This window comes from Klebsiella sp. MS 92-3 (assembly GCF_000195655.1).
GTDB lineage: Bacteria > Pseudomonadota > Gammaproteobacteria > Enterobacterales > Enterobacteriaceae > Klebsiella > Klebsiella pneumoniae.
On the sequence record NZ_GL882815.1, the window covers coordinates 99,834 to 111,166 of the forward strand.

Genomic DNA, 11,333 nt, shown 5'->3' on the forward strand with positions numbered 1-11,333 from the left:
CGCGCCCGCCGCCGGCATGGTCAGATGGTCACCATCGCGCGCACGCCGTCGCTCTCCATATCACCACCCTTGCCTTGCTGGACGATGGCGCCGCGCGACATCACCAGGTAGTGGTCCGCCAGTCCGGCGGCAAAGTCATAGAACTGCTCCACCAGCAGGATCGCCATGTCTCCGCGGCTCGCCAGCTGGCGGATCACCTCGCCAATCTCTTTGATGACCGAGGGCTGGATCCCCTCGGTGGGTTCATCAAGGATCAGCAGCTGTGGGCGGCTGGCCAGCGCGCGGCCGATCGCCAGCTGCTGCTGCTGGCCGCCGGATAAGTCACCGCCTCGCCGCTGCTTCATGGTCCTGAGCACCGGGAAAAGCTGGTAGATCTCCTCCGGCACCTGCTGCGCTTCGCGGGCGGGAAAGCGCGACAGCCCCATCAGCAGGTTTTCTTCCACCGTCAGGCGCGGAAATATCTCGCGCCCCTGGGGAACGTAGGCGACCCCGGCCTGCACCCGCTGGTGCGGTTTGCGATGGGTGATGTTCTGATCCTGCCAGCGTACCTCACCGCTGCGCGCCGGGATCAGCCCCATCAGGCATTTCAGCAGCGTGGTCTTACCGACGCCATTGCGCCCCAGCAGGCAGGTGACTTCGCCCTGGCGGGCGGAAAAATCCACCCCGCGTAAAATATGGCTGCCGCCGTAGTATTGATGTAACTGACTCACCTGTAACATTGGCGCTCCTTAACGTCCCAGATAAACTTCAATGACCTGCTCATTGGCCTGCACCTCCCGCAGCGATCCCTCCGCCAGCACCTGGCCCTGATGCAGGACCGTCACCCGGTCGGCGATGGTCTCGACAAATCCCATGTCGTGCTCCACCACCATCAGGGAGTGCTGTCCGGCCAGGGTACGAAACAGCTCCGCCGTATACTCCGTTTCCGCATCGGTCATGCCGGCCGCCGGCTCATCAAGCAGCAGCAGATGCGGCTCCTGCACCAGCAGCATGCCGATCTCAAGAAACTGTTTCTGACCATGGGACAGCAGACCGGCCTGGCGGTAGCGCTCGCCGTCAAGACGCAGCAGGCGCAGCACCTCATTCAGCCGATCGTCCTGTTCGCTGCTCATCCGGGCGCGCAGGCTGGCCCACACCGATTTATCCCCCTTCATCGCCAGGGCGAGATTTTCCGCCACCGTCAGCGCTTCGAAGACCGTCGGCTTCTGAAACTTGCGCCCGATGCCCTGGCGGGCGATGGCCACCGGGTCAAGAGTGGTCAGATCCACCGACTGGTCATAGAGCGCTTTGCCGCTCTGCGGCCGGGTCTTGCCGGTGATCACGTCCATCAGGGTGGTCTTGCCCGCCCCGTTGGGGCCGATCACACAGCGCAGTTCGCCGACGCCTATCGCCAGCGACAGATCCGTCAGCGCCCGGAAACCGTCAAAGCTGACGTTGATGTTCTCCAGCTGCAGCACCGGATCGGTTTGTTCGCGAAAGCGATCGCCGGGCAGCTGGCGGGTAAATAGTCCTTCATCCGGTTGCATTAGCGGTCTCCTCGACGCAGCAGGCCCATCACCCCGCGGGGTAAAAACAGGGTCACAATGATGAAGATGAGGCCGAGAAACAGCTGCCAGTACTCTGGCATCGCCACGGTGAAAATGCTTTTCGCACCGTTGACCAATCCGGCGCCAAGCACCGGGCCGATCAGCGTGCCGCGCCCGCCGAGCGCCACCCAGATGGCGGCCTCGATGGAGTTGGTCGGCGACATTTCGCTGGGGTTGATGATCCCCACCTGCGGGACATATAACGCCCCCGCCAGACCGCAGAGCACCGCCGACAGCGTCCACACCAGCAGCTTGAAGCCGCGCGGGTCGTACCCGCAGAACATCAGCCGGTTTTCGGCGTCACGCACCGCGGTGAGGATCCGGCCAAACTTACTCTGCGCCAGCGCCGCGCCCAGCCACAGCGTCAGCAACAGCAGCAAAACCGTGGCCATAAACAGGCTGGCGCGGGTGCCGGTGGCGGTGACCGGAAAACCCAGCAGCGTAGTAAAACCGGTGAAGCCGTTGTTGCCGCCAAACCCGGTCTCGTTGCGAAAGAACAGCAGCATACCGGCATAGGTCAGGGCCTGGGTCATGATCGAGAAATAGACCCCTTTGATCTTCGAGCGAAAGGCAAACCAGCCGAAAACCAGGGCCAGCAGACCGGGAACCAGCACCACCAGCGCCATCGCCCAGGCGAAATGCTGCGTGCCCCACCAGAACCAGGGCAGCTCGCTCCAGGAGAGAAAAGACATAAACGCCGGCAGACCGTCGCCCGCCGCCTGGCGCATCAGGTACATCCCCATGGCGTACCCGCCGAGGGCAAAGAAGATCCCGTGCCCCAGCGACAGCATGCCCGCGTAGCCCCAGACCAGATCCAGCGCCACCGCCACAATGGCGTAGCAGAGGATTTTGCCGCTCAGCGTCAGCAGCCAGCTCGGCACCGCCAGCGGATGGGAGGCCGGCAGCAGCGCCAGGAATGGCATACTCAGCAGCCCCAGCACCAGCAGGATCCCCAGCCAGCGCAGAGGCCGCGGCGCGCGCTGCGCCAGCGTTAAGGTGATTGGTTGACTCATTAGTCGATAACCCTCCCTTTCAGCGCGAACAGACCCTGCGGGCGTTTCTGAATAAACAGAATAATCATCACCAGGATCAGGATTTTGCCCAGCACAGCGCCCATTTGCGGTTCGAGAATTTTGTTGAAAATGCCCAGCCCAAAGGCCGCCGCCACGCTGCCGGCCAGCTGGCCGACGCCGCCCAGCACCACCACCAGAAACGAGTCGATGATGTATCCCTGACCCAGTTCAGGCCCGACGTTGCCAAGCTGCGACAGCGCCACGCCGCCCAGCCCGGCAATACCAGAGCCGAGGCCAAAGGCCAGCATATCCACCCGCCCGGTAGGCACGCCGCAGCAGGCGGCCATCGCCCGGTTCTGCGTCACGGCGCGGACGTTCATCCCCAGACGGGTGCGGTTCAGGATGAGCCAGGTAAAGCACAGCACCAGCAGGACGAACGCCAGTACCGCCAGCCGGTTCCACGGCAGGATCAGGTTCGGCAGGACCTGCACGCCGCCGGAGAGCCAGGCCGGGTTTGCCACCTCCACGTTCTGCGCGCCAAACAACATCCTCACCAGCTGGATAAGCATCAGGCTGATCCCCCAGGTGGCGAGCAGCGTTTCCAGCGGCCGACCATACAGATGACGAATAATGGTGCGCTCCAGCGCCATGCCGATCCCGGCGGTCACCAGAAACGCCATCGGCAGCGCGACCAGCGGATAAAAGGCCAGCCATTGCGGCGCGAGCTGCGCCAGCGCCTGCTGTACCAGCCAGCAGCTGTAGGCGCCGATCATTAACATCTCGCCATGGGCCATGTTAATCACCCCCAGCAGGCCATAGGTGATCGCCAGCCCCAGCGCGGCCAGCAGCAGCACCGAGCCCAGCGACAGCCCCATAAAGGCCTGGCCCAGCAGATCGCCGAGCAGCAGACGATGTTTGATCTTTTGCAGGCTATCGCTGGCCGCCTCGCGCACCGCCGCATCCGGCTCATGCTGGGCATCGGTAAAGGGGATCAGCAGCGCCTGGGTTTCCGGATCCGCGGAATGGCCGAGCAGCGTCACGGCGGCCAGCCGCGCGCTGGCCTCAGGCTGAGCGAGCTGCAGGCGCGCCAGCGCCACCTCCAGCAGACCCCGCACAGTATCATCGGTTTCCGCCTGCAGCCGCTGTTGCAGCAGCGCGGCCATTGCCGGGGTCGCTTCCCGCTGTAGCGTTCGTGCGGCGGAAGCTCGCTCTGTGACGTTGTCACTTAAAATAAGGTGGCTTGCCAGCGCGCCGGCAGCCAGATTGCGCAGCCTGTTGGTCAGACGGACCGGTCGGGTTTCGCCCTGCGGCGCGGCGACAGCGCCCAATGGCTGTAATCCGCCCTGTCGGGTGCGGAAAGCATGTTTTCCGTCGTCCATCACCAGGCTCTCGGTGGTCAACGCCCGCAGCAGCGGCAGACGATCCGCCTGCGGCGCTGCCGCCCACTGGCTCAACAGCTGCGCCTGCTGGCTGCGACTGGCGGCAACGAAGTCGTCCGCCTCCGCGGCCTGCGCCCGCCATGGCAGCAGGATCAGCAGTAGCGCCAACACATTCATGAGACGCAATGCGTTCATGTCGTTCTCCTCTGGTCAGCGGCCGACGGGCGCTATGCTCCAGCCCCGCCGGCCGTGGCGCTTACTGGCTGACGGTTTTCACCGGATGGTCAGGTTTCTTATCGTTACCGGGGATCCACGGACTCCACGGCTGCGCGCGAACGGGTTTATCGGTCTGCCAGACCACGTTGAACTGGCCGTTGCCTTCAATTTCACCGATCATCACCGGCTTATGCAGATGATGGTTAGTGGCATCCATGGTCAGGGTAAAACCGGACGGCGCGTTGAAGGTCTGCCCGGCCATCGCCTCGCGCACTTTATCGACATCGGTGGTGCCCGCTTTGGTCACCGCCTGCGCCCACATATGCAGACCCACCCAGGTCGCTTCCATCGGATCGTTGGTTACCACCGTATCGGCATTCGGCAGCTTGTGCGCTTTGGCATACGCGCGATAATCGGCGACAAAGGCTTTGTTGGTCGGATTATCGACGGACTCAAAGTAGTTCCATGCCGCGAGGTTGCCGACCAGCGGTTTGGTATCGATGCCGCGCAGCTCCTCTTCCCCCACCGAGAAGGCCACCACCGGTACATCGGTCGCTTTCAGACCCTGGTTAGCCAGCTCTTTGTAGAACGGTACGTTGGAATCGCCATTAATGGTGGAGACCACTGCCGTTTTGCCACCGGCGGCGAATTTTTTGATATTGGCGACGATGGTCTGGTAATCGCTGTAGCCGAACGGGGTGTAGACCTCCTCGATATCTTTGTCCTGGATCCCTTTGGCATGCAGGAAGGCGCGGAGGATCTTGTTGGTGGTGCGCGGATAGACGTAGTCCGTCCCCAGCAGAAAGAAACGTTTAGCGCCGCCGCCGTCCTCGCTCAGCAGGTATTCCACCGCCGGGATAGCCTGCTGGTTAGGCGCCGCGCCGGTATAGAAGACGTTGGGGGACATCTCTTCCCCTTCGTACTGCACCGGGTAGAACAGCAGGCCGTTCAGTTCCTCAAACACCGGCAGGACCGATTTACGCGAGACCGACGTCCAGCAGCCAAACACCACCGCCACTTTATCCTGGGCCAGCAGCTGGCGCGCCTTCTCGGCAAACAGCGGCCAGTTGGAGGCCGGGTCGACCACCACCGGCTCCAGTTTCTTGCCCAGCACCCCGCCTTTGGCGTTGATGTCGTCGATGGCCATCAGCGCGACGTCTTTCAGCGGCGTTTCGGAAATCGCCATCGTCCCGGAGAGCGAATGCATGATCCCGACTTTGATGGTGTCGGCGGCATAGGCCTGGAAGGAGAGACCCATAGCCATAACAGAGGCGGAGAGTGCAAAAGCTTTTAATAACGTTCTACGTTGCATGATTCACTCCTGAGTAGCGCAAAAAATAAAGAATTAACAGCTAACCAGAGGTGATAAGGCAAAAAAGGTGCCAGGTTGTGAAAACAGCGGGATGCGGCGCAGGTGGGCGATAGTGGCGAAGAGGATGGCAGCGTTGCCTCATCACGGTGCAACGCTGCGCTAAGAAAGCAATTACCAGACGTCGGCGGCGATGGAGGTCACCAGACGGACCTTTTGCCATTGCTGGTCTTCGCTGAGGGCATTCCCCTCTTCAGTGGAGGCGAAACCGCACTGCGGGCTGAGGCAGATCTGCTCGAGCGGCACGTACTGCGCGGCCTCGGCGAGTCGCGCTTTTACCCCCTGCGGATTCTCCAGCTCGCCGTTTTTGGTGGTGATCAGCCCGAGGACCACCTGCTGATGGCCGGGACGAATAAAGCGCAGCGGCGCGAAATCCCCGGAGCGGTCGTTGTCGTACTCCAGGAAGAAGGCATCGACATTAACGCTGCCAAACAGCACCTCGGCAACCGGCTCGTAACCGCCTTCCGAGATCCAGGTTGAACGGAAGTTACCCCGGCAGACGTGCAAGCCCACCGTCAGATCGGCCGGCTTACCCTCCAGCGCCTGGTTCAGCACCCGGGCATAAATACGCGCCAGCGCATCCGGATCCTCGCCGCGCTCACGTACCTGCTGGCGCTGGGCATCGGAGCACAGATAGGCCCACACGGTATCGTCCAGCTGCAGATAGCGGCAGCCGGCGTCATAAAACGCGCGGATGGCGTCGCGCCAGGTGGTGGCCAGATCGTCGAAGTAGTCGCTAAGATCCGGGTAGACCGTGGCATCGATATCTTTCCGCCCGCCGCGGAAGTGCAGCACGCTCGGGCTGGGAATGGTCATCTTCGGCTGCGCGTCGCCGCTGATGCTTTTCAGATAGCGGAAATCCTCCAGCATCGGGTGGTCGCCAAACGCCAGCTTGCCGGTGACGCGAACGCCGTGCGCTTTGGTCTGCACGCCGTTGAACTGGATCCCCTGCTCGGCATCGTAACGTTCAACGCCCTGCAGGCCATCGAAGAAATCGAAATGCCACCATGCGCGACGAAACTCACCGTCGGTGACCACGTGCAGGCCGCAGTCGCATTGCTGCTGAACCAGATGACGGATCGCGTTATTCTCAATCTCGCGTAGCTGAGCGGCGTCGATAATCCCCTCAGCCAGCTGCTGACGCGCCTGTTTAATGCTGTCCGGGCGCAAAAAACTGCCGACGATGTCTGCGCGGAACGGGGCCTGTTGACGTTGCATGCTGTCTCCTTAGCGGTGGGCGCGTTAGTTGCCCACCGTGATAGTTCATTACTTGAATTTTTAGACTTCTGGATGGCTATATGTCCAGATACTGGCATGCAGAGTGGTGGGTCGCAAACGAGAATATTTCATGGTACATGAAAAATTTTCAATCACCGGAAGCAAACGCATAGCCCTCATCTTCCCAGCCGGTGAGTCCGCCGAGCATCATTTTCACCGGCCGCCCCAGCTCGGCCAGCTTCAGCGCGGCAACGTCAGCGCCGTTGCAGTGCGGCCCGGCGCAGTAGACCACAAAGAGGGTATCCGCCGGCCAGGCCGCCATTCGCTCGGCGGTGATCTGGCTGTGCGGGAGATGCTGCGCGCCTGGCAGGTGACGTCTGGCGAAAGCTTCCTCGCTGCCGACCACGTGCAGCAGGACGAAGTCGACCTCGCCGGCACGCTGGGCGCTGTGCACATCGGCGCAGTCGGTCTCAAGATGCAGCTTATGGCTGAACCAGCGGATAGCCTCAGCGGAGGTGGCAGGGGGAAATTGGGTTACTACACTCATGGCGTCTTCTCCTTGTCTGTGATAACACTACTTTACTGACGCCCATCACCCTGATCTGCCGACAACCATGACAGAAAACGCTAACATCCTGACAACCCCTTCTGTGACACCGTCACATCATCAGGTGGTCGCCCTCGCCTACGATGGCCTGTGCACCTTTGAGTTTGGCGTAGCCGTGGAGATCTTCGGCCTGCCGCGCCCGGAAATGGGCGACAACTGGTACCAGTTCGCCGTCGCCGCGATCGATGAAGGTCCCCTGTGCGCCACCGGCGGCATCCGCCTGATGACCGACGGCGGTCCTGAACTTCTCGCCCAGGCGGATACGATCGTGGTCCCCGGCTGGCGCGGCGTCGACGCCCCGGTCCCCGAGGCGCTGTGCGCCGCGCTGGCTTCCGCCCACGCCCGCGGATGTCGGATTATTTCTATCTGTTCCGGGGTGTTCGTTCTCGCCGCTGCCGGGCTGCTCAATGGCCGCCAGGCGACAACCCACTGGCGCTACACCGCGGCGCTGCAGTCCCGTTTTCCGCAGATCCAGGTGGTGGAGGACGTCCTTTACGTGGGCGATGCTTTGCTGATGACTTCCGCCGGCAGCGCGGCGGGGATCGACCTTTGTCTGCATCTGGTGCGTGAAGATTTCGGCAGCGAAGCCGCCAACGTCGTCGCCCGCCGCCTGGTCGTCTCTCCCCATCGCGACGGCGGTCAGGCGCAGCAGGTCCTGCGCCCGGTAGCCCGCAGCCGGGAGAGCCTGCGCCTCGGTCAGCTGTTTGACTATCTGCACCAGCATCTTGCCGCCAGCCATACCGTCGCTTCCCTCGCCCAGCGCGCCGGCATGGGGACGCGCACCTTTTTGCGCCGCTTTGAGGAGGCCACCGGTAAAACGCCCGCCCGCTGGCTGCTGGAGGAACGACTGCTGCGCGCCCGCCAGCACCTGACGGAGAGCACGATGGGCATCGATCAGATCGCTGAGCGCTGCGGGTTTGCCAGCGCCGGCACCCTGCGCCACCATTTTCGCCAGCACTTCGCGCTCAGCCCGCTGCAGTACCGTAAACAGTTTACGCCTTCTCCGATTGCAAAATCGTCGCAGCCACGGACAATAGACGGCCACAGTAAACCGGTCGCCAGGAGGGTCGATGATGAAGAAAGAGTGTCGGGTAGTGATCTATAAAGAGGGGCTGCTGGGCAGTCTGTTTTTTGGCGAAGCCAAGGCCGACCCTGACAAAATGAGCCAGTTTCTCAGCAGCTATACCCGTGAGGGATGGGAAGTGAAAACCATGTCGGTGGAGCGCCGCCGTACCGCCCTGTTCTGGTCGCGGGAAGCGTATCTTTTCGTGCTCGAACGCCCCCTCTGATAGCCTGCGCCTGGTTTACACGTTTAAGCCAGGCGTTTCTAAGCGTCAGCTTTCAGGGCTGACGGATATAGCCCTGCTCCTGCATTTTCTGCATGCCTTCCTCGCTGGCGCAGACCATGCCGGTAGTCAACATGGCAAAGCCAAAGCGCTGATAAAACGTAATTTTATCGGCCACCGCATAGATAAATATTTTGCCAAAGGGCAGGAGTTGCTCCCGGATGGCCAGCATCAGCTGTTGCCCGTAGCCCTGTCCCTGACGAGCGGGGACGATCGCCACATCCGCCAGATAGCTGCTCCAGGTGCAGTCGCTGATGGCTCGCGCCACGGCAATCAGCTGACCGTTCTCATAGCCAAACCAGCAGAAGGTGCTCTGGCGGAACGCCTGCTCCAGTTGCTGAACATCACGCTCATTCAGCCCGGCCTCGGCGATGATCGTTCGCACTCGCTGCCAGTCCACCCGCACGATCGCCTCTTTACCCTCAATCACCATCATGACCTTGTCTCCCGTCGTCTCCCGGAAGCAAGATCTAGCATGCCGCGGCAGGATATGCCAGATGGAAAGCCGGACTGAAGCAGTCGGTACAGGGTGGAAGGGGCAAAAAAAAACCGCCATATGACTGGCGGTAAATCAATGCTTGCATGGATAGATTGTGTTTTGCATTTTTCGCAGACAGATAAGCTTTACCTCTCTACGTTTGCTGCCGAAGTTAGCATGCTCAACTTCAATAAAGCCTCAACGACCAGCAGCTAAAGCTTCTCCACCAGCGCTTTCAGCTGCGCCAGGGTCTGCTGCCGGTCCTCCGCGGCGGCGACAGGCCAGGCCGACTGGCGCACGATGAGCCGGGTCGGCAGCAGCTCGCGGATCCGCAGCTGCGGGGCCGCCATCAGGGCAATCAGCCGCTCCACCGCCCTTTTGCCCAACAGATCGAAGTCCTGCGCCACCGTGGTGAGCGGCGGCTGGAAGTAAAGGCTGTCGGCGGTGTCATCGTAGCCGGTCACCGATACCGCCTGGCTGCCGCTGCGATTGAGCTGGGCCAGCGCGCTGAGCACGCCGAGCGCCATCTGATCGTTTGCCACCACTATGGCGCTGATCCGCGGCTGCAGGTGGAGGAGCTCGAAAGTTTTCTGCCAGCCGCTGGCGGCGCTCCAGTCGCCAAACACCGTAGTAGAGCGGGCAATATTCAGACTGTGCAACGCCTCGCGCCAGCTGGCGAGACGCAGACGGGCGGAAACCGAACTTTCCGGTCCCGCCAGCAGACCAAATTCGCGATGCCCCAGCTCCCACAGGTGGCGCACGCAGGCCCCGCAGCCGTCGCGATGGTCGAAGCGCACGCAGCAGACATCGGCCTCCGGGGAGACATCGAGAAACAGGCAGGCCATATCCGGATTGTCTTGCACCAGCCGCTCGGCAGTGGCGCTCTCCAGCGGCAGACTGACGATCACCCCGCGAATATGCTGAGCGCGCAGCTCGTCCAGCCGGGCCTGCAGCGCGACAAAATCAGCCTGCGCCGGCATCGCTATCGCCACTTCCAGCTGATGCAGGCTGGCATGGCTCTTTATCGCGGCGGCGATCTGCGAGGGGGCGTGCAGCGTCAGCGAGGCGGTAATCAGCCCGATGGAGGGCGCCGCTTTGCCGGCAAGCAGCTGCGCCGAGCGGTTAGGCACATAGTGCAGCGCCTGCATCGCGCGGATCACCTGCTCGCGGGTGCGGGCTGACACCACCTCAGGACGGTTCAGCACCCGGGAGACCGTCTGCTGGGACACGCCCGCGGCGCGGGCGACATCCTCCAGGGTTGCGGTACGACGCGGCATCTTTTCTCCTCAGCAATAACAATGTCGTGCGCTAACATTTTATGTTTAACGTGCGACAAAAAACAGCGCTTCTCCCCCGCTTTCGTGATCGTCTGTTAATTTCGATTCCCCCGAGATTGCTGGATAAAACAAATTACCCGATAACGTTAACCATCCTGTTTAGCGAACGACAATTTCTGACTTACCGGGGTTTAATATGCAAATTAGCGATACCGGCCGCAGCCACACTCCTGACTTTCACGCCGTCCTCGCCCGTGAAGACTGGCAGAACCAGACCATTACCCACCTTAACCGCCTGCCAGCGCATCCCGTTTTCGCCAGCTGGCGCGATGAGCTTGCCGCCCGCGATAACCTACCTTCATCCCGCCGCCGTCAACTGGACGGCGAGTGGCAGTTCTCTTACGCCCGTAGCCCGTTTGCCGTCGATGCGCAGTGGTTGACGCAGGATCTACCGGACTGCCGCGGCACGCCTGTGCCTTCCAACTGGCAGATGGAGGGCTATGACGCGCCGATCTACACCAACGTCCGCTATCCCATCGACACCACCCCACCGCGGGTGCCGGAGGATAACCCGACCGGCTGCTACTCCCTGCACTTTACGGTTGAGGACACATGGCGCGAGAACGGGCAAACGCAGATTATTTTCGATGGCGTCAACTCGGCGTTTCATCTGTGGTGCAATGGCGTGTGGGTCGGCTATTCGCAGGACAGTCGCCTGCCGGCGGCGTTCGATCTCAGCCCCTTCCTGCGTCCGGGCGACAACCGCCTGTGCGTGATGGTCATGCGCTGGAGCGCCGGCAGCTGGCTGGAAGACCAGGATATGTGGCGGATGAGCGGCATTTTC

General features: G+C 61.9%; 12 protein-coding genes. 3 read left to right on the forward strand and 9 right to left on the reverse strand.

The features are described 5' to 3' along the window. Positions 1-20 precede the first annotated feature (20 nt). The 7 genes from urtE to HMPREF9538_RS12370 all read right to left on the reverse strand — a co-directional run bounded on the left by urtE (position 21) and on the right by HMPREF9538_RS12370 (position 7,328). Positions 21-719 (reverse strand): urea ABC transporter ATP-binding subunit UrtE, encoded by a 699-nt coding sequence (gene urtE, locus HMPREF9538_RS12400; protein WP_004176246.1) that lies wholly within the window; start codon positions 717-719, stop codon positions 21-23. 9 nt (positions 720-728) lie between these two features. Further along, positions 729-1,526, reverse strand: a complete 798-nt coding sequence (gene urtD, locus HMPREF9538_RS12395) for an urea ABC transporter ATP-binding protein UrtD (protein WP_004190223.1) — start codon at positions 1,524-1,526, stop codon at positions 729-731. Then, positions 1,526-2,599 carry an urea ABC transporter permease subunit UrtC gene (gene urtC / locus HMPREF9538_RS12390; RefSeq protein WP_004148341.1) on the reverse strand — a complete coding sequence of 358 codons (1,074 nt, stop codon included), beginning with the start codon at positions 2,597-2,599 and terminating at the stop codon, positions 1,526-1,528. The genes urtD and urtC overlap by 1 nt, the downstream gene beginning before the upstream one ends. Then, positions 2,599-4,173: an urea ABC transporter permease subunit UrtB gene (gene urtB / locus HMPREF9538_RS12385; RefSeq protein ID WP_009485272.1), complete on the reverse strand. Its 1,575-nt coding sequence runs from the start codon at positions 4,171-4,173 to the stop codon at positions 2,599-2,601. The genes urtC and urtB overlap by 1 nt, the downstream gene beginning before the upstream one ends. A gap of 61 nt (positions 4,174-4,234) precedes the next feature. Then, a complete protein-coding gene (gene urtA / locus HMPREF9538_RS12380) occupies positions 4,235-5,506 on the reverse strand; it encodes an urea ABC transporter substrate-binding protein (RefSeq protein ID WP_004176249.1) in 1,272 nt (423 codons plus the stop codon). A gap of 171 nt (positions 5,507-5,677) precedes the next feature. Continuing rightward, positions 5,678-6,781, reverse strand: a complete 1,104-nt coding sequence (locus HMPREF9538_RS12375) for a cobalamin-independent methionine synthase II family protein (protein ID WP_004148338.1) — start codon at positions 6,779-6,781, stop codon at positions 5,678-5,680. 148 nt (positions 6,782-6,929) lie between these two features. Then, entirely contained in the window at positions 6,930-7,328 is a 399-nt protein-coding gene (locus HMPREF9538_RS12370) for a rhodanese-like domain-containing protein (protein ID WP_004183961.1), read from the reverse strand. A gap of 67 nt (positions 7,329-7,395) precedes the next feature. Here HMPREF9538_RS12370 and ftrA point away from each other — a divergent pair, with 67 nt between their 5' ends. Continuing rightward, on the forward strand, positions 7,396-8,493 hold the full coding sequence (gene ftrA / locus HMPREF9538_RS12365) for a transcriptional regulator FtrA (protein WP_009485274.1): 1,098 nt from the start codon (positions 7,396-7,398) through the stop codon (positions 8,491-8,493). Continuing rightward, a complete protein-coding gene (locus HMPREF9538_RS12360; RefSeq protein ID WP_004205985.1) occupies positions 8,462-8,677 on the forward strand; it encodes a DUF4177 domain-containing protein in 216 nt (71 codons plus the stop codon). The genes ftrA and HMPREF9538_RS12360 overlap by 32 nt, the downstream gene beginning before the upstream one ends. A gap of 52 nt (positions 8,678-8,729) precedes the next feature. On the opposite strand, the gene HMPREF9538_RS12355 is transcribed toward HMPREF9538_RS12360, so the two are convergent. Both HMPREF9538_RS12355 and HMPREF9538_RS12350 read right to left on the reverse strand, forming a co-directional pair. After that, entirely contained in the window at positions 8,730-9,170 is a 441-nt protein-coding gene (locus HMPREF9538_RS12355) for a GNAT family N-acetyltransferase (protein WP_002904139.1), read from the reverse strand. A 254-nt stretch (positions 9,171-9,424) separates the two neighbouring features. Next, positions 9,425-10,489 carry a LacI family DNA-binding transcriptional regulator gene (locus tag HMPREF9538_RS12350; RefSeq protein ID WP_004183956.1) on the reverse strand — a complete coding sequence of 355 codons (1,065 nt, stop codon included), beginning with the start codon at positions 10,487-10,489 and terminating at the stop codon, positions 9,425-9,427. A 196-nt stretch (positions 10,490-10,685) separates the two neighbouring features. Between HMPREF9538_RS12350 and HMPREF9538_RS32890 the strand changes: the two genes are divergently transcribed. Next, the coding region (locus HMPREF9538_RS32890) for a sugar-binding domain-containing protein (RefSeq protein ID WP_009485275.1) at positions 10,686-11,333 on the forward strand (648 nt) is incomplete at its 3' end.